Origin of the sequence: Nostoc sp., assembly GCF_036917135.1 — a bacterium.
GTDB lineage: Bacteria > Cyanobacteriota > Cyanobacteriia > Cyanobacteriales > Nostocaceae > Nostoc.
The window spans coordinates 1-17,852 of the sequence record NZ_JBALEA010000006.1 but is presented as its reverse complement, the minus strand read 5'-3'; the positions used below and the strand labels follow the sequence as shown (position 1 = coordinate 17,852).

Here is a 17,852-nt window from a genome sequence, read left to right as displayed (position 1 = left end):
TCCTAGTAGCCAAAGTGCCAGACTCTCTGCCATTAAGCGATCGCTATCTTGCCTTAATCGATGAAATTGTCGAAACCACCCTCAAGGGCAAAATTAGCTCTGTAGAACAGGTGTATCAACTGCTGCTTAAAGGAATCACTTCCGGGACAGGGGAAGTCTTTGAGCTAGCTTTGAGCGATCGCCTAAATGCCATCCAAAGCCAAGTAGATAGCGAAAAAGACGAACTCAAGAAAGCCAAGGCTACTCGGAGTTTGAGAGCTATTAAAACCATTCAAAGTCAATGGCAACGCTGGCAAGAACAAAATAAAGCAACAGTTGCGATCGCCTCCGCCGTTACAGAAATTACCACAGCCACTGCTAACGAGCGTCTGGCGGCATTTATCCGGGTTACTGACCCCAATCAGAAGTATCCGCTAAATTCACAACAGCTACAGCAGTTGTCAAAAGCATTACAGCAATTTGCTCAACTAGATTCTGATTTAGAAGAATTTTCTGAAGGTATTACCCGTGGTTTAGCTTCTTGGCAGCGATTGCAAGACAACTTGCTCAGTTGGATGTACGAGCAAAAAGAATCTTTGGGATTTGGCGGCGTCCCAGGAGAACGTGGCCCTTGGGCAAGTTGGGCTAAACAACTCAATAGTGAGTTTCCCAAAGGACTGCTTCGTACCCTGGCCAGGGAAGAATCGGCAATTGAGTTTGCCCAACAGCAACGGGGCATCACCCTCAGAGATTGGGTGGAAATGGCATTGATTTTACAGTTCTTGCAACGGGGACTAATTAACTGGTTTGACCAACAAGCTTACGATGTTAAAGCCGGGCCAAAGTTGTCTATTTCCACGTTCTTGACCTTTGCAGTAATTTGGAGTCAGTTAGCAAGTGGTTTTAGCGGCATCGGGACAGTATACAGCGATGCCTGTTCTCAAATTATGCTCCAGATTTTGCGAACCTTTGCCCAGCGTCCCTATTTTCCCTTTTACGGTGGGATTTTTGCCTCTTTCACTGGTACTTATTTGCGAGATGCCCTAGATTATCTGGATGAACCACTGCGACGAGGAGAGGGAACCCAAGAAAAGGCGCGGATTCTAACACTTTTAGGCTATTCTCAGCGTGCTTTGGGACAATACCAGCGATCGCTTGATTTTCATCAGCAGGCGCTAGAGATAGCCAGAAATGCAGGCGATCGCACCTGTGAAATTGCCAATCTCAACCACCTCAGCCGCACCTACGTACAACAGCAAAATTATGCTGAAGCAATCAACTACAGTCAACGAGCATTAATGCTGAGTCGGCAAGCAGGCGATAGAACAGGAGAAGCAAACGCGCTAGTAAATTTAGGTTACAGCGAAGTCATGCAGGCTCAGGAACTAGAAAACCTAGAACCCGAAACATACCAAGCTGCAATTAATTATTTGGAACAAGGTTTAAAATTATCAGAAAAATTAGGCGATATTCAAAGTAAAGCCTTATGTGTCAGTAGCTTAGGAATTGCCTATCTAGTAATTGGACAACACCAAACGGCAATTAAATATCTTGAAGATGGTTTTAAAACAGCCCAAGTTTCCGGTGATTTGTATTTGCAAGGGCGTAACTTAGCTTATTTGGCAGAAGCTTATTATCATCTGCAAAATTCCGAAAAAACTGTTTACACTGGCTCCTTGGGAATGTATCTTTTGGAGCAAATTGCTTCTCGTGAGTGGCGGCAACCAGCAGGGTTACTGACAATTTTACAAGGACAAATAGGGGTAGAAAATTTCCAAAAGTTCTTACAGCAACACCGCCCGAAAATCATTGCAGTTATCGGTGTAGATGGGTATGATCACATTCCACAATTGTTAGAAGAATATCAGCGAGATCGGTAAGAAAGTAATTTGATTCAGATTTCGCTGCTCCCAAGTATCCTAGCTTTCCTGTTCGTTTTTCAGTTTAAAATCTGCAAGCTTTTCAAGACTTACAACAGATTGCGCTCTAATCGAATACACGTAGAGATGTAGCACTGCTACGTCTCTACAAGGTTTTGGGTTTTATATATGTACTTTATTTACCTGAAATCTGCTGTAACGGGAAAAGTCAGAAACCAGGAAGGGTCGAATCCCCTCCTGGTTTGCTCTTCTTGCCTCTTTCAAAGTATTTTTGTCCCATCACAAGAGAACTTTTAGCGCTCCAGCACTAAGCGTGGGGTTTTTGCTGTTGGTAAGCGATCGCTCTGGTGTTAGAATTGCAAGTTATTTAATCTACCTTCCTTAATGCACTCTTTTTTAAGATGCTAGTGATTTTTTAAAAGCTTTGCGCTTTTTCAAACTAACTAATCCTAAACCAACTACAAATATTCCTGCCATTGCACTGGGCTCTGGAACAGCAGCTGCGCTAGCATTTACCAGTTTTACATCATCAATATAGGCTCCGAAAGTATCTAAAGACCCCTGATAGTTAAACTGTATTCGTGATAGTGCATTGTTAGCTGTGAAAGTCGTAGTAAAGATTGACCAAGCAGTATCTGCACCACCAGCACCATCATAAATAGTCGTTTTGAAAATGTTGCCAACATTGCTGGTGTCACCAACCAAAACATCAAAAACATTCTCTACTGCGGCTGTACCCGGACGAGCAGAGTAGGCAAAAGATAGAGTGTAGGCTTTACCTGCTACAGTTGCAACGTCTTGGTATAAACCCAAGGGGTTATTTGCAGAAAACTTGGTCTTATCATAGTTGTCACTATCCAATTCTATTAGGTTTGAACCAGCATAAGGAGTACCAGCAACACCACGTTGAACTTCGATTTTACCGTTTGGAGTTGCAGACCAACCGTTGATCTGAGAATAAGTTCCCCAACCGCTTGTTAGTTGAGCTTGAGAAGTACCAGCTAAAGTTGTATCTTCAAAGCTGCCATTAGTCAGTAAGTTAACTGAGGAAGCTGGTGTTGAACTAACGATAGCAGAAGCTGGTGCTTGACTGATACCTACAGCCGAAAGAATAGTAAATACTGCGCTAATTGATAAGGTGCTGAGAGATAAGTTCATGGTTTTTCCCTGGAGTGAATAACACTCTTCAACCTTAAGTTCGTTCTCGGAAATCAGCAATATTAAAACGGATAGGTTTAAGAAGTTTTCTTAAAAAGATTGTTTTGATTAATTTCTTTGTGAAATTGAAAGTATAGTCCCAATTTCTCGTAAAAATACTGATGTCGGTATATCTGCAAGAACTATAATTATTGCTAATAAAAATTAAGCACTAAAAACCTTCTTGCAGACTACTTTTGGCAAGTTATAGAATCATGAAAATGCTCAACGGAAAAATCAGAGCCTGAGAAATAAAATTAGGCGATCGGGCAAAGTTTGACAGGTTGTTTTTTGACGCAACTATTCTTTTAAAATTATGTGCGATCGCATAACGAACTTCCAAATAAAAAAACATCCCAAATTTTCTTGGGAGATGGGTGTCCGCACCCGTTCCATATTCAGGGCGGGCAGGATGCCCACCCTATGAGTATTAAAGACTTATCCCAATACCCAATACTTCGGCTTACCTCGGCTTCGCTCGGCACAAGTCGCGGTTCCTGAGCGTAGTCGTACCACTTCGTGGAAGCAAGCTACGCGTAGCGTCTCGTAGAGAAGGGCAGTACAAGTGCCCAATTCCCAATGCCCATAATTTAAAATCCTGCCAAACGATGTGAAGGTTTCAAACTCAGGGATGATGAATAATTAGCAACACAATTGGCAAAATCACACTATAAATAGTGATATTTTGCCATAGACAGCGATCGCAAAGGACTAACGGGCATGATTAAATCTTGGATGGTGATTGGGGGGGTGGCTTTTTTAGTTGCTTTAGCAGCTAACTTGATTACGCCTAGCGATCGCCAATGGTTCAAGCGCTTACAACGACCGAGATGGCTAACTTTTGAGGGTGCAATTCCAATTATCTGGACTGTAATATTTATTTGCGGTGCTTGGTCAGCTTATATTGTCTGGGAAAAAGAGCCAGGAAGCACCTCAACCTGGTTAATCATGGGTTTATACTTGCTTTTAGAAATTGTCACCATAGCTTATACGCCCGTAATGTTTAGGCTTCGTAGTCTGAAAGTGGGCACAATCCTTGGTGGTACAGGTTTGATAATTAGTGCTTTATTGATACTTGCAGTCTTAAGTTTTTCTGGTTGGGCAGCATTGTTACTAGTTCCTTATATACTTTGGAGTCCCATTGGTACTTATACCACTTGGCAGATGATCAATCTCAATCCTCAAGATGTCTAAGATTCGCACCAGCGAATGATTCGAGCTATGTCTTAAATTGTCAAACTTGCAGTGTATGACTTGACAAAACACACAAAATTTGAGTGCATTATGATTCCATCTTGGATAATAATTGGGGCTGTAACTTTCTTCATCGCCCTTGGTAGTTTCTTAATTACGCCGCGTGATGTTAAATGGTTCGCACATTTAAGTCGCCCTCGCTGGCTAGTTTTTGAACCGTTGATTCCGTTCATCTGGACTGTGATTTTTATTTCCGGTGCGGCTTCAGCTACTATTGTCTGGCAAAAAAATCCCGGAAGCCTCATTACTTGGCTAATAATGGCTTTGTACATTCTGGTGGAAATTATCACCGTCGCCTACATACCTCTAATGCTGAGGTTTCGCAGTCTCAAAACTGGGGAAATTCTTGGAATAATGGGTTTGATTTTAGCCGTTGTCCTGGTAATCTGCGTTTTACCAATTTCTCTAATGGCGGCGCTGTTACTTCTTCCCTATCTAGTTTGGACTCCCATTGGTACTTACACTACCGATGAGTTAAGAGAATTAAATCCTCAAGATGCTTGAAGAAGAGGCAAGGGAGCAGGGAGCAGGGAGCAGGGAGCAGGGAGCAGGGAGCAGGGGGCAGGGGGGGACAATCTATGCAAGACGGCCATAGCATGCTGTGAATATATTGGCTGGATTGGATTGATTATTCAACCAAGCCCACATTTGATCGCCAACCGAAAAATGCCACCATTCTCTAGGATTGCGTTGAAAACCGGCTTTTAACATGACATCTCGCAATAGCTGACGGTGAGCATGATATTTTTGTGGTTGTTCGCGATCGCTATTGGCATAATAATCGGGATGCGATCGCTCTGACATTTCATCAATGGGCGAACCCATATTAACTATTTGCCCAGCATCATCTACCAGAGTCACATCCACCGCCGCACCAGTACTGTGAGGAGGGGGAGTTTTTTCATCCCAACTCGGTACAGCCCAAATTGCATAAACTGCTTCCCAAATCTCTTGGCGTTGGTTTGGTGATAACTCCACCTCACTCAGTCCCCTATCCCTTACTGCTTGGGCAAAGCTGTAATCTACCATAAACTGCTGAACTGCGATCGGGCGATAGGCATCAAAGATTTGGATATACCAGTTAGGATGCAGAATATCAAGATAAGTTTGCGCTTGGATCAAACTTTCAATAACGCTTTGACGGAGATAATAAGGAGAGCGATCGCCATAACTAGCACCTAATTTTTCATAAGGATGGGGAGATTCCACCGCAAACAATTCTAAAGGAATCTCCACCAGGGGTTCACCACACTCAAAAATCGGAATTTGATGATAAGGTCTCATCTACTCAGCTACACAGGACTTAAGGATTTTAACGCAAGCATAGCATTCTGCGTAACGAGTCTCTTCTTTCTCTGTGTCCTTTGCGCCTCTGCGTGCAATACAAATTTTTCTCAATTTAATCGCGCCCGAAAAATGTAAGAATACCATATACCTTCTTATCATTATTTAGGAAGCTCCTTACACGAAAAATTAACAGAAAAGAATGAAGTATGGCAGATAAAACCAAAATTATTTCCTTTGAACTTTCTGACGGCAAAATAATTAAAGTAGAGGTTACGCCTATAGGGGAACAACCTGTTTCTGATGAAACCAGAGTCTTTAAACAAGCGACAGAAATTATTAAATCCATTGCTGAAGATGTCGCAGTTACATTAAAAGATATTAGCGAGACAGTCAAACCAGATAAATTTAGTGTCAAATTAGGTTTACAAATTGGAGTTGAGTCAGGACAACTAACCGCTTTAATTGTGAAAGGAACAGGCACAGCTAACCTGGAAATTACGATGGAATGGGGTAAATAATAGTTGATTGTCTTACAGTTGTGGTAATCTTTTTACAAAGATGCTACGTGAGAGCAATTAATGGGTAACGAAGACGATTTACAACGCTGTACAGTGCGTTTAAATGTTGCCAGTAGTCAGGGAACAGGTTTTTTTGTTGCACCGAATTGGATTCTCACCTGCGCCCATGTAGTCGAATCTGCGAAAGATAACCCTGTGCAAGTATTCTGGAAAGCAGAAAACCAGAATTACACAGCTAAAGTTACGCAATTATGCAAATATCCCCTTGATTTAGCCCTTTTACAACTGTATGAGGATTGTTTGAATCATCCCTGTGTTGAATTGGATGACACAAAACCCAATACCAACGATGATTTATATATTTTCGGTTATCCCAAGAATAGCGAAGTTGATTATTCGCTGGGAGATTCAGCAAGTTTTAAATATGAAGGAATAAGTTTTAAACAGGATATTATTCTCTATAAGTTAAAGCAAGGGCAAGTTATCTCAGGCTTTAGTGGATCGCCTTTGCTAAATTTACTAACAGGTAAAGTTTGTGGAATTGTACATCTTTCCCGTGATGAGAGTAACGATTTAGGTGGGCGAGCAGTTTCGGCTCAAGTTATTGTCAAACAGTTTCCCGAAATTGCCTTACTTAATAAACAATTTCATCAGCCAAAGCCCAAAGGTGATAATCCATTTGAATATGGTCTTCCTGTTCCTCCACAACGTTTTTACGGACGGAGAAAAGAGATTTTAGAGATTAAAAACCGCATTGGTGCGATTAGTCCTCAATGTGTCAATTTGGTAGGCTTGCGGCGCAATGGCAAAACCTCTCTATTGCGATATATCAGAGAAAAAATCAGCGAACTTTGTTCGCCAGAACAAAAGCCTTTAGTTGTTTTCTTAGATTTAACGAATGGGAATTTTCATACTCCAGAGGGGATTATTGAAGGCTTAAGGCGAGGGATTCACAAACTAACAGGGAATTTTCCTTGGTCAAAGGAAGATAATGAAGATGGCTTTGCAGTAGAAGATGGCTTACAGGTGTTAGTAGATGAAGGGTATCGTTTAATTATTTTATTGGATGAGTTTGAAGCTATTGCTAGTAAAAAAGATAGATTGGAATTGTTTCAGGATTGGGGAGAAGATTGGCGTTCTAAGGCTTCTGCGGGTTTATTAACAATGGTAATTGCCAGCAAACGCCCTCTTAATGAAGTTTACGAAACTTTGAGTCTGGGTTCTCCCTTTGCCAATATTTTCAGTACAACTATTTTAGGGGCATTAGAGGAGGAAGCTTGGCAAAGCATCATCCAGAAAGGACAGAAAGAATTTCTGCTTAATTCTGCGGTATTACAATGGGTGGATGAGTTAGCAGGAGGGTTGCCCTATTATGTGCAGATGGCGGGGGCGATGTTGTGGCAAAATAGGAATCAAGAAATAGCTAAAAATGAGTTTAATTTTCAAGCAAAGCCTCGTTTTGAAGAACTTTGGAAAGATTTAACTGAAGTTGAACGTTTAGCATTACGTTATGAATTGAGAGGGGGTAACTTACCTATTGCTGATCTGGCAATTGTAGATAGGCTTCACCGTCATGGGTTATTACGGAAGAATCGGGGTTTATTTAGCAGTGTTTTTGCAGAGTTTGTGAAAGGTCAAAGATAAAGCAATTAGCCAAAAAATCAGATATTAAATATAACAAATGTTGCTGTTTTTGCGAGAAATTTGGGAACTATTTTGGGGGGCAATGTTTTGTCCTTCAAGGCTTCAACAACGAATGAATGAATGGTTGCCTCAAGAAGAAAAAGATGGACGCAGACCGGATACAAGTTTTTTTAATATTTTGTTCAATGGAAACTTACGATTTTTTAGTCAGTACTTATTACTATTATTTATTTTTAATATCCCTCTTATTTTCAGACTGATTGAGCGTAATCAATTATTAGATTGGTTACAGTTACCTTGTGTAATGTTAATTGCTTATACGACAGGAGTTTTATTTTTACCTTTAGGACTAGTTATCCCTTTGTTGTGGTTGATAGTTGTATTAAATCAGCCTGATAGCTGGTTAAAGGGCTTAATGGAAGCTATTGAATTTTTCCATAATTTATTTCAACCGTGGATATATCTTGCAATTTTTGGAGTATTTATATCATTAACTGTTTGGTTAATAGCTCAACTGTTAAAAAAAGAATCTCTTTCCCTTGCTCGTAATGTGATGGTGGTGGGAGGAACAATCAGTGTGATGTTAAAAGTATGGTTAGCAACTCAAAACTGGTTGTTTCTGTTGTTAGTAAGTGGAATCACAGGCTTTTTCCTATTTGCAACAACAGAAAATATAAAAAATAGTGATAATGCGGTCGTCGCGGCAGTCGTCGCGGCAGTCGTCGCGGCAGTCGTCGCGGCGACCGCCGTGATGGACTTTGTGGCGGTCTTCGTGGCGGGACTCGTGGCGGTCTTCGTGGTGCTCTTCGTAGCGGAAGTTGTGGCGGGAGTCGTGCTGGTAGTTGTGGTGGGAGTCGTGGCGGGAGTTGCTACTTTACCGCTTACTTGGTTTTCGATTGTTGCAAGTTTAATAGCTTTTGCTCTTGCACCAGCAAATAACATAGTTTTGATCAGCATTACAGTGATTTTAATAGCTCTTTCTGCTCAAAAATTAGGATGGCATTCAGTATTAATTATCCCTGTAACCTTAGTTAGCTATTACAGAATTATTGACTATTTTTTCTTTGCTCCTTTCAGTTTTTTCACATTAATTATTAATCGTCTTCGTCCTCAACCATTGCAATTACTTCACAGCTTACCTCCTTATACCAGTGAACTTCTTTGGCTACCCTTAGCATTACCTAATCACGATCAACTTCTCATTTCCGCTTTTGCTAACAATCCTCAACAAGCCTTAACAATCTTTCAATATACCCAAACTTTTTCCTTCCCAGGATTTAAAATAACCCTGCAAAATGCCTTACCACAAATTGTCGCCGACCAACTTAAGCAAATTCAAAGTATTCCAGAACTAATTTTTACTGCCAACTCAGACCATCCCATATTACCCTTCCTGATTTCCCCCTTCTATCACCTCGATTCTGACAGCGATACCCCCACTCCAGAAACACCTTTACCAAAGGTTAAACTTGAACTCTTTATCCTTCTTCCTCGCTTGCAAATTATTATTCAAGATATTCAATCTGCACTCGAAAATCAAAATATACCCATACGAGAACGAGGATTAGAAAAAATCAATGACAAGCTTGTTCGATTGCAATCCCAATTACCCTCTCTCGGACTTAAAGACGAAGCCATCAAACGCTGGACACCTGTACTGGAACATTGGCAAAGGGTTATTGAACTGGAACAAAATGAACAAAGCAAACTCTCTCAAGGCGAACTAATCAACCCGTTCCAATATGGAAATCCGGTGCGACTTGACCAAAAAAACTTATTTAAAGGTCGTCAGAGATTTGCCAATGAAATTGTCCGTCGAGTTTTAGACCGTGACCGACCTACCCTTGTGCTGCATGGCCCCCGTCGCTGTGGTAAAACTTCCTTTTTGTATAACTTTCCCCGCCTGCTTCCCAGTGATATTCTCGCCGTATTTGTGGATATGCAAAGTTCCGCTATTACCACCAGCGAATCTGACTTTTGCTTTGGCTTAGTCCGTGCAATTCATAAAGACTGCAAAAGTCAAGGCGTTCAATTACCAAACATTCCTAAACGCACCGATTTTCAAGCTAGTCCCTATACCACCTTAGAAGATTGGTTGGATGAAGCATTTGCCCAAATCGGAGAACGGCGTATCCTTCTCAACCTTGATGAATTTGAAAAAATCGGTACCGCCATCGAAAACGGTCAGATAACTATACGTTTATTTGACGAACTGCGCCACTTAATTCAACATTATGAACAACTCGGTTTTCTCTTTTCTGGGGTGCAAATTTTAGAGGAATTAGGCCCGAATTGGAGTAGCTATTTTATCAGCGTTGTCCCGATAGAAATGCTTTATCTTGAACCTAACGAAGCCGAGGAATTACTGCTTAATCCAGATCCAGCTTTTACACTACGTTACGCTACAGATATTGTAAAGGAAGTATTAAAACTTACCAATTGTCACCCTTACTGCCTACAATTATTGGGCGCATCAATGGTGAATCAAGCTAACTTTAACCATACTGACTTTATTACTGCTGAACTCTTGCAAGCTTCTATTAATGACGCATTTACTTCTGGTCAGCCTTATTTTACAAATATTTGGACAGAATTTACAGGAACTACACCAGAAGAAAGGGTAATTGGTCAAGAATTATTATTACAAGTTACCAAGACAGATATTTTATTACCTATAACTACTGAAAAGGTATTAACCCGCTTGTTGCGTTATCATATTTTACACGAAATTAATGGAGGATATGATTTTGAAATTCCTCTGTTAAAACAATGGGTGAGAGAGCGTGCAATAAAAAGCGTTTAATTTTGTTCATTTAACTTAAAAAATGCATTAATCAAAGTGCAGAGGATTTATTAGCGTTAACAGTTCGTTTTTTCAAGAATGCTAAATCAAAACCAAACACCTCTATTAAATGCCTTAAAAGCCAATGCAGCAAGACCTCATGCGCCTTTTTACACCCCAGGACATAAACTAGGTGAGGGAATTTCTCAACCTTTAGCTGATTTACTTGGCAAAGATGTCTTTCGCGCTGATTTAACTGAATTAGCAGATTTAGATAATCTCTTTGCACCCCAAGGCGTTATTCGAGAAGCACAACAACTAGCGGCTGAAGCGTTTGGCGCTTCCCAAACATGGTTCCTTGTCAATGGTTCTACCTGCGGTATTGAAGCGGCAATTCTCGCTACCTGTGGCATGGGCGATAAAATTATTTTGCCTCGGAATGTGCATTCTTCTGCGATCGCAGGTTTAATTCTCTCTGGTGCAATCCCAATTTTTATCAATCCTGAATATGACGCAGTTTTAGATATTGCCCACAGCATCACGCCCAATGCTGTAGAATCTGCACTCCAACAACATCCCGATGCCAAAGCAGTGTTGATAGTTTATCCCACATATTACGGCGTTTGTGGAGATTTGAGTGCGATCGCCAACATTACCCATCAATATAATATCCCTCTACTTGTAGATGAAGCCCACGGCGCACACTTTGCCTTTCATCCACAATTACCCACTCCAGCTTTAGCCGCAGGTGCCGATTTAACTGTACAATCTATCCACAAAGTACTCGGTGCGATGACACAAGCATCGATGCTGCACGTTCAAGGTAAAAGGATAGATGGCGATCGCATCAGTAAAGGTTTGCAACTTCTACAATCTACCAGTCCTAGTTATTTACTTTTAGCTTCTTTAGATGCAGCCCGTCAGCAAATGGCACTCCACGGAAAAATGCTGATGTCTCGCACTTTACAACTTGCTAATGAAGCTAGAACCAGAATCAGCCAAATTCCTGGCTTATCTTTACTATCCGTAGGGTTGGGGGAATCTCCCAGCTTTCAGGCTTTAGACGAAACACGTCTAACTGTCACTGTTTCTGGTTTAGGCTTAACCGGATTTGAGGCAGAGGAAATTCTCGATGAAAAATTAGGTGTTACTGCTGAATTCGCCTCACTGCAACATCTCACCTTTATTATTAGTTTGGGCAACACCCCAGCTGATATTCAGCAATTAGTGCAAGGTTTTACCACCCTTGCCCAAGAATATCGTCGAACCAACTTGACTTTTAAGAGCAAAGTTTGGGAAAATCAATTGAGTATGGGGAGTTATACTTTAGATTTTTCTCCCCGTGAAGCTTTTTTTGCGGCTAGTGAAATACTACCTTTAGCAAAGACGAGCGATCGCATTTGTGCCGAAATCATCTGTCCCTATCCCCCAGGAATTCCCGTGTTAATGCCGGGAGAAGTCATCACCAAACCCGTCCTTGACTATCTGCAAGAAATCCAAGCAATGGGAGGATTTATCAGTGGTTGCAATGACACTAGCCTCAAAACTTTAAAAGTTGCAAAATAACTTCCTAAAGCTCATCCAAGTTGAGAACCGTAGTTTTTGCCCTCACCCTAAATCCCTCTCCCATATCTGAGAGAGGGACTTTGAAAGTTTAGCTCCCCTTCTCCCATATCTGGGAGAAGGGGTTGGGGGATGAGGGCAAATCTTTTTCATCACAAAAGAACTACAGGTTTCAAGATAGACGTGGTTTAACTCCTGAATTATTAGACATCTCCGAAAAAGAATTGTTTTGACGTAGCACTGCTACGTCTCTACAAGGGTTCTGGGTGATGCATATTTAATTAATTTCTGGAGATGTCTATTGTTGTTGAAGAATAATTCGACTCCTGACTCCTTATTGATAAAATTTTAATTAATGCGTCAACACGAAATATGCGGTTGAAGAGAAAATTTAAGTAAAAATACGCCTATAAGCGGTAAGGATGTGTCGCTGCAAAACTTTGGGTTCAATATCCTTGGCACAGATAAACAAAAGGTGATTTACAACTTCTCTGAAGATAAGCTTCTCTAACTAATGGTAAAACATTTCGCCCCACATTTTCGCACTCTTCTAAATGGGGATACCCAGACAAAATAAAAACTGTGATTCCCAAATCTATATAATTTAAAAGACGCTCCGCTACTTGTTGATAGCTACCAACAATTGCCATTCCCGCACCGCTCCGCACCACTGAAATACCAGCCCAAAGCAGTGGTTCAATATACCAATCTTCATCAGCATTTCCCCGTAATTCCCACTGTCGGCTTTGACCGATACTTTCTCGCTTAGGATTAGGAAATTCGGTGGCTCGTGCTTTAGCTAATACTTGTGGAGAAACTTTTGCTAGCATTTCTCTTGCTGTTTTCCTGGCTTCGATTTCACTTGGTCGAGCGATAATATTAATCCTTAATCCAAAACGCACCGCTTTTTTCCGTCCGCAATTAGTCACTAATTGCTGCATCCGGTTTATTCGGTCAGCAAGTTGTTGCTGTGCTTCCCCCCACATCAGATAAACATCTGCAAATTCTGCACCTACTTGTTGAGCCATTTCACTCGCACCACCGAAATAAAATAGCGGCCCAGACGGTTGCAGAGGTAAAGTTTCTAACCGAGTTTGATGGAGTTGATAAAATTCTCCCTCATAGTCAAAGGGATTAGTCGTTGACCATAACTGGCGGCAAATTTGCATAAATTCACGGGTGCGACGATAGCGGCTATCATGATCTAAATAATCACCATACATCGCCTGTTCCGTTGGTCGTCCACCTGTGACAATATTAAGCGAAAGGCGACCTTTACTGATGTGATCTAAAGTAACAGCCATCTTTGCCAATATTGGGGCTGAATAGAAACCTGGACGCACAGCTACCATCGCCCCAGCATTAATAGTAAGGGCTAAAACTGCTGTTGCTAAAGTCCAAGCTTCCATAACGTGGTGGTTGAAACCCATACCAATTAGAACTTGCCCAAAGCCAAATCTTTCTGCTGTTTTAAAAATCTCAACAGTATACTCCAGACTGGGAGGACGTTCCCAAAGGGGCAAACCCAAATAGAATCCGTCACCAGATACCGGAGCGCACCAGTTAAATTCCAATCTCGGTTTTGTCAGCATTCATGCAAGTTTTAGATTGCGATTCAATAATCTTTAGCGTTTTCAAGTTAAAGAGGAGTTTTTTGAGCCAAATTTTTACCCACCTTGAAAGGCTAGCCTTAATCTTTTAACAATAGTCTAGAACTGGATGAAAAATATTGCCTAGCAAAAATGATTAACTCAGCACCAAGTCGTTTGAGGGAACTCGCCAAACTGTTTTTTAAACTGGGTGTTATCGGTTTTGGCGGACCGGTTGCCCATATCGCCATGATTGAAGATGAAGTGGTTAAGCGCCGTCAGTGGTTGACAAGGGAGCATTTTATGGATTTGCTGGGCGCAACTAACCTAATTCCTGGCCCAAATTCCACAGAAATGGCTATCCACATCGGATACATCTATGCCGGATGGCTAGGGCTGATTGTGTCAGGTGTCTGTTTTGTGTTACCTGCGGTTCTAATTACTGGTGGGTTTGCTTGGGTTTATGTTACCTACGGTACTCTACCCCAAGTCGCTCCCTTACTTTATGGCATTAAACCGGCTGTTTTAGCAATCATCATCAATGCCCTTTGGGGTTTGGCAAAAAAGGCTGTGAAAAGTCGCCAATTGCTAGTGATTGCCTTGGCTGTGGTACTACTGATATTATTATTAAAATTAAATGAAGTAATTGCCCTATTAATTGGGGGATTGCTGGGTATGGTTTGGTTACATTCTGGTGAGAAAAACGACAAACCAGGAGATAAAGCTAACTTTTTGATTGCTAGTCTCAGCACAGGTGCGACTTTGAAGGCATCAGCAGCTGTTGCTGCATCCATAGCTACTGCATCTACAGCAACCAACGTTTCTTTATGGCAGTTGGGTTGGTTTTTTTTGAAAGTCGGTAGTGTCTTGTTTGGTGGTGGCTACCTTTTGGTGGCTTTTCTCCAAGGGGGATTAGTTCAAGAATATGGCTGGCTGACACAACAGCAGTTATTAGATGCGATCGCAATTGGTCAATTTACTCCTGGTCCAGTACTGTCTACTGCCACCTTTATTGGTTATATCATTGCTGGTATACCTGGCGCAATTGTTGCCACAATCGGAATTTTTCTACCTTCTTTTGTTTTTGTTGCTGCCCTGAATCCCTTAATCCCACGTTTACGGGCTTCTTCTTGGACTAGAGCATTTTTGGATGCTGTGAATGTTAGTGCTGTGGCGCTAATGGTTGTTACTGCCCTGCAACTGGGAGTAGCGACTTTAATATTACCACAAGCCCCATTTGTAGATTTTATCGGTTTAGCGATCGCGATCGTCTCAGCCATTTTAGCCATTGGCTTTCGCATCAATGCTGCATGGCTAGTCTTTGGTAGCGCTTTAATTGGATGGGGTATTTCACTCTTGGGCTACACTCGATAAAATTGCAAGTGTTGTAGGTTATGAACTGCTACGCACCTGGGAGAAGCAACTGGCGCGACGCAGAGTACACGGAGGAATAGGAGTTTAACAAGTTTCTTGCGTAAGTCCTAAAACATTAAAAGATGTCAAATGGGTTCTATATAGCCAAGTCAGTAGTTACACTTAGGGCTAACACGTTTAATTGACAGGAAAGATTATTGATTCCACCTTGTTACGATTTCGATGAATTTGTGCGTCATATCCATCGAACTCTAACTCCCAAAGGCAATCTACAGAATGCTAACTACTGTTTTAGAAATCAGTAGCTCTAGTTTCTTGTATAATTGACACACAAATCATTAATGACATATAGTTTATTAAATATCCAAATAAGATAAAGGTCTAAATCAAATACAAATTAATCTTTGTCATTAAATTCCAAATGCTAGATATAGCCGTGTGCAGTTGAATGAGAGCCGAAAAAATTCTAAAATTCCTTCATAGTAAGGATTTGGGTTTTCTGTTTGACAATGATGGAGACTCAATCCCATGTTGATGTCTGCGATTAAATAAATATTAATCCTATTTGGGTAATAAATCCTCAGATAGTAATTTCAAATCATATCTGGTGCTATGAAAATAAGATATATTCTCCACCGCTTGAAGTTCGGTCTCCACAATAAGTGGTGGTTGTTGAAGTACCGATTTCAAGAACTACTGATTAAACTACAGTTCTACTGGCTTCTGTATCAAGGTAGTAAACCACTAAATCTTAACCAAAAATCGGTAATTGTGTTTTCTCCTCACCAAGATGATGAAGCACTAGGTTGTGGCGGTATGATTGCACTCAAGCGAGAACAAGGCATACCAATTAAAGTTGTTTTTGTTACAGATGGAGGAGGTTCTCATCGAGGTAATGCCAAGATTACCCGGGATGAAATTATCGAAATTCGTAGACAAGAAGCGCTAGCAGCTTTGAAGATTTTAGGGGTGGAATCAAAAGATATTCACTTCCTTGAGAAATGTGACGGCGCACTATACAAAATGACAGAAACTGAACAACACCAAACTATTGAAGAAATGGCAGAATTATTGCGTACTTTTCAACCACAAGAGGTGTACGTCACTCACAAACATGATCGCAGTACAGATCATGAAATGACTTATCAACTAGTTAAAGCTGCCATTACTAAAGCAGAAGTGACAGTAGAACTGTGGCAATATGCTATTTGGTTGCTTTGGAAATCTTTATTGTTTCGCAGCCTGAAGTTTGATGAATTGGTAGGCGCTCATCGGATCGCAATTCATCAAGTGCAATCTAAAAAAAAGCAGGCTATTGAAACCTACCGTTCTCAATATTTACCTATAGATGCTGAATCGAGTGCCGTACTTCCTCCTGGTTTTCTCTGGCGGTTCTTTTTACCTCATGAGATTTTTTTCAAATCAGACTCTTGAAGAAAGTAGAAGACAGTGAATAGGGTTCGGTTAAAAAAGGTTTTTAATCTGGTTTTTAGACCAAAATACCGTACCTCACTAATTTGCAATTAGCTGTATTAGCTAATTGAGTACTTACATATTTTCAAATTATTACCCTCAGATCCTAACAATATGAGTCAACAACAATTCTGCTTTTGCACTTTAGCATTAGGTAAAGTGTATCGGGCGTTAGCTGGTTTATTAGCAAAAGACCTAGAACTATATGCACCTAACACTGCTTTGATAATTTTCACAGATAACCCGCAAGAGTTTAGCAAATATTCTCAAGTTTTAGCGTTTCAGCATCAGCAGCAGGGCGTTAAGTGTTACCACGATAAAAGATTTGCTGTTGCTAAGGCTTTATCTCTATTTAATTCATGTATATTCATCGATTCAGATATGCGAATCTTGGCACCAATCTCAGAAGATATAGAATGGCTCTTAGAACCAGGGATAAGTGCTAGGGCTTGTATGGATATGCCGAAAAAATTTGCCAAAGCTTCGACAACAACTAACAAGAAATTTCATCGAGAAATTGAAGTAATTAAGAAAGCAGCACAATTTTTAAATTTAGATCCAGAATGTCAAAATGTTACCTTTGTCCATGAGTATTTGTTTTCTGTCACTAAGTCAACAGGAAAAGAAATTGAATTTTTAGAAACATGGGAAATCCTGGCCAAATATTTCGAGCTAAATGGAATTTATGAAGGCGAAGGTAATGCCATAGGTCTAGCTGCCTATAAAGCAGGGCTGCCAGTGAGATGGAGTGAGATGACAGGTATTTCCTTTTTCAATAACAAAACGGAACTGATTAAAATTCAAAAGGGACAGTCAAACATGGATGAAATGTCAACGTATTTTGAGGAACACGAAAGAATTACACATCCTAAACGCTCTATTCTGGAGAAAATCATCTTTAAACTTAGCAAAGCTATAATGCATCTTTATAGGGCAATAAAGTACAGAATTGTTAATACATATTCCCTTGAGAAAAGCGGAGAGAAAGTTTCTTGAAGACTTTGGTTTTATTGCCAATTCAGTTTGGAATTGAGGTAGCAAATCTTTAAGGACTCGCTCAAATAATTCATAAGGAAAAAGTAAAAATCTTTCTAAGAGTTGTTGTTGGGCAATTGTGGTCAAACGACATCATAATAAATTTTCTCTTTAGCCTAGTTCATCTTTCTTTACCTAGTTTGGTTTTATTGTGCCGACTTACTTTTTTCAGTGTGATTGTATGGAGTGTTTAAATATAAAATGGTTTCATCAATAACTCGGACACCGGGGATTTCTGGGGGTTCTGCTGACGAAGCAGAGGGATTGGGCAAAGGGA

Annotated in this window: 13 protein-coding genes; 10 read left to right on the top strand and 3 right to left on the bottom strand. The window is 40.7% G+C overall.

Features of this window, described 5'->3' with window-relative positions; translation table 11 throughout:
* Positions 1–14: 14 nt before the first annotated feature.
* Positions 15–1,859 carry a tetratricopeptide repeat protein gene (locus tag V7K50_RS01135; protein WP_334956444.1) on the top strand — a complete coding sequence of 615 codons (1,845 nt, stop codon included), beginning with the start codon at positions 15–17 and terminating at the stop codon, positions 1,857–1,859.
* Between the two features lie 396 nt (positions 1,860–2,255).
* On the opposite strand, the gene V7K50_RS01130 is transcribed toward V7K50_RS01135, so the two are convergent.
* Positions 2,256–3,017, bottom strand: coding sequence for a PEP-CTERM sorting domain-containing protein (locus tag V7K50_RS01130; protein ID WP_334956442.1), 762 nt, complete (start codon positions 3,015–3,017; stop codon positions 2,256–2,258).
* 759 nt (positions 3,018–3,776) lie between these two features.
* On the opposite strand from V7K50_RS01130, the gene V7K50_RS01125 reads away from it, so the two are divergent.
* Together V7K50_RS01125 and V7K50_RS01120 are read left to right on the top strand one after the other, a co-directional pair.
* Complete coding sequence (locus V7K50_RS01125) at positions 3,777–4,250, top strand: TspO/MBR family protein (protein ID WP_334956440.1); 474 nt, start codon at positions 3,777–3,779, stop codon at positions 4,248–4,250.
* A 90-nt stretch (positions 4,251–4,340) separates the two neighbouring features.
* A complete protein-coding gene (locus V7K50_RS01120; protein WP_334956439.1) occupies positions 4,341–4,814 on the top strand; it encodes a TspO/MBR family protein in 474 nt (157 codons plus the stop codon).
* 72 nt (positions 4,815–4,886) lie between these two features.
* Here the strand turns inward: V7K50_RS01120 and V7K50_RS01115 are convergent, their stop codons facing one another.
* Entirely contained in the window at positions 4,887–5,594 is a 708-nt protein-coding gene (locus V7K50_RS01115) for a M15 family metallopeptidase (protein WP_334956437.1), read from the bottom strand.
* A gap of 209 nt (positions 5,595–5,803) precedes the next feature.
* Here V7K50_RS01115 and V7K50_RS01110 point away from each other — a divergent pair, with 209 nt between their 5' ends.
* The 4 genes from V7K50_RS01110 (at position 5,804) to V7K50_RS01095 (ending at position 12,107) form a co-directional block, all read left to right on the top strand.
* Positions 5,804–6,115, top strand: a complete 312-nt coding sequence (locus V7K50_RS01110; protein ID WP_334767022.1) for a CU044_2847 family protein — start codon at positions 5,804–5,806, stop codon at positions 6,113–6,115.
* Positions 6,116–6,175: 60 nt separating this feature from the next.
* Complete coding sequence (locus V7K50_RS01105) at positions 6,176–7,759, top strand: trypsin-like peptidase domain-containing protein (protein ID WP_334956435.1); 1,584 nt, start codon at positions 6,176–6,178, stop codon at positions 7,757–7,759.
* Positions 7,760–7,796: 37 nt separating this feature from the next.
* Positions 7,797–10,562 (top strand): AAA family ATPase, encoded by a 2,766-nt coding sequence (locus V7K50_RS01100; protein ID WP_334956433.1) that lies wholly within the window; start codon positions 7,797–7,799, stop codon positions 10,560–10,562.
* 78 nt (positions 10,563–10,640) lie between these two features.
* Positions 10,641–12,107, top strand: coding sequence for an aminotransferase class I/II-fold pyridoxal phosphate-dependent enzyme (locus tag V7K50_RS01095; protein WP_334956431.1), 1,467 nt, complete (start codon positions 10,641–10,643; stop codon positions 12,105–12,107).
* 443 nt (positions 12,108–12,550) lie between these two features.
* Here the strand turns inward: V7K50_RS01095 and V7K50_RS01090 are convergent, their stop codons facing one another.
* Positions 12,551–13,696, bottom strand: coding sequence for an LLM class flavin-dependent oxidoreductase (locus V7K50_RS01090; RefSeq protein WP_334956429.1), 1,146 nt, complete (start codon positions 13,694–13,696; stop codon positions 12,551–12,553).
* Between the two features lie 150 nt (positions 13,697–13,846).
* On the opposite strand from V7K50_RS01090, the gene chrA reads away from it, so the two are divergent.
* The 3 genes from chrA (at position 13,847) to V7K50_RS01075 (ending at position 17,536) form a co-directional block, all read left to right on the top strand.
* Positions 13,847–15,067 (top strand): chromate efflux transporter, encoded by a 1,221-nt coding sequence (gene chrA, locus V7K50_RS01085; protein ID WP_334956427.1) that lies wholly within the window; start codon positions 13,847–13,849, stop codon positions 15,065–15,067.
* Between the two features lie 612 nt (positions 15,068–15,679).
* Positions 15,680–16,501 (top strand): PIG-L deacetylase family protein, encoded by an 822-nt coding sequence (locus tag V7K50_RS01080; protein ID WP_334956425.1) that lies wholly within the window; start codon positions 15,680–15,682, stop codon positions 16,499–16,501.
* 153 nt (positions 16,502–16,654) lie between these two features.
* Positions 16,655–17,536 carry a hypothetical protein gene (locus V7K50_RS01075; RefSeq protein WP_334956423.1) on the top strand — a complete coding sequence of 294 codons (882 nt, stop codon included), beginning with the start codon at positions 16,655–16,657 and terminating at the stop codon, positions 17,534–17,536.
* Positions 17,537–17,852 lie beyond the last annotated feature (316 nt).